This window comes from Mesobacillus sp. LC4 (genome assembly GCF_053543455.1).
Genome location: NZ_JBGCUB010000028.1, coordinates 1 through 1740, shown reverse-complemented (window position 1 = coordinate 1740; position 1740 = coordinate 1). Strand labels below are relative to the sequence as shown.

Annotated in this window: 1 protein-coding gene; it reads left to right on the top strand. The window is 45.2% G+C overall.

What is annotated here, in order from left to right; translation table 11 throughout:
• Positions 1–282: 282 nt before the first annotated feature.
• A complete protein-coding gene (locus tag AB5I83_RS23630) occupies positions 283–1641 on the top strand; it encodes an IS1182 family transposase (protein ID WP_448978947.1) in 1359 nt (452 codons plus the stop codon).
• Positions 1642–1740: the final 99 nt, after the last annotated feature.

The window sequence follows — 1740 nt, the reverse complement described above, 5'->3', positions numbered from 1 at the left end:
CAGACTGTAGACAAACTCGATGGAAATCGAGCTTGTCTACAGTCTTTTTTTGGTTGGTGCTGGAATGGTGGCTGTTGATTTCCGTTCCAGGCGCTTCGCTTTCCGCGGGGCTGGCGGTGAGCCTCCTCACCGCCGTTGGCGTCTGCGGGGTCTCACCTGTCCAGCTGAGCCCGCAGGAGTCTACGCGCCTTCCACTCCAATCAACAGGACTTCCAAACTTAACGTGGAACTAACCATAAGTCTATTTTAAAATAGATATATATATCGTTTGAGGTGATAAAGATGCTTTCGAAAAATAATCCAATCCAACGAGATCAATTAGAAATGGTTGCTTTAGACCAACTGGTTCCTCAGGAACATTTAGTCCGTAAGATGGAAGCTGCCCTAGATTTTTCTTTCATTTATGACTTGGTGAAAGATGTGTATTCGGAAGTAGGGCGCCCAAGCATTGACCCTGTGATTTTAATTAAACTTACCTTCATTCAATATACCTTTGGCATCCGTTCCATGCGCCAGACCATTGCCGAAGTAGAAACGAACATGGCCTACCGCTGGTTTTTGGGGTATGGATTCCATGATAAAGTGCCCCACTTCTCCACCTTCGGGAAGAATTACGAACGCCGTTTTAAAGACACTGATTTGTTTGAACAGATCTTCTATCGAATTCTTAAGACCGCAGCTGATAAGAAACTTATTAGTGCAGAACACGTCTTCATTGATTCAACCCACGTAAAAGCCAGTGCGAATAAACATAAATTCGAGAAAAAAGTGGTGCGTAAGGAAACACGGGCGTATCAAGAGAAACTCCAGGAAGAGATCAATCTGGATCGGGAAGACCATGGGAAGAAACCTTTTCCACCTGATAAGTTCGATAAGGAAGAAACGAAGGAAATCAAGGAAAGTACGACCGATCCTGAGAGTGGATACTACGTCAAGGACGAACGGACAAAGCAGTTTGCCTACTCTTTCCATGCGGCATCAGACCGTAACGGATTTGTCCTGGGTACCATTGTGACACCTGGAAATACACATGACAGCCTGATCCTTGAGCCACTGGTAGAACAAGTGATAGAGAAAGTTGGAAAGCCTAATGCCGTTGCGGCCGACGCAGCCTATAAAACTCCAGCGATTACGAAGTTCCTGATGGAAAACGAAATGACCCCGGCTTTGCCTTATACCCGACCACGGACGAAGGATGGATTCTTCCGTAAATATGACTATGTATATGACGAATTTTACGACTGTTACTTGTGTCCTGCCGGTGAGATCTTGAAGTATTCAACCACCACTAAAGAGGGATATCGTGAATATAAATCCCCCAAGCATATCTGCGCCAACTGCCCGTTTTTAGCGCAATGCACAGAAAGCAAGGACCATCAAAAGGTGGTAACGCGCCATATCTGGCAAGAGTACGTAGAAGAGGCAGACCACTTGAGACACAAACCAGAAGTAAAACAAATCTATGCGAAGCGCAAAGAAACCATTGAGCGCGTATTCGCAGATGCAAAAGAAAAGCATGGCATGCGTTGGACAACCCTAAGGGGACTTAAAAAATTGTCGATGCAGGCGATGCTTACTTTCGCTGCATTGAACCTGAAGAAGATGGCCAACTGGACATGGAGAAGTCCAGTAATGGCCTAAAAGTATAGCAAAGAGAGTCTATTTCCTTTGAAAAATTGGTTGAAATCCAAAAAGGGGTTCGGAATGAGAGCATTCCGAACCCCTTTTGTCTACAAACTG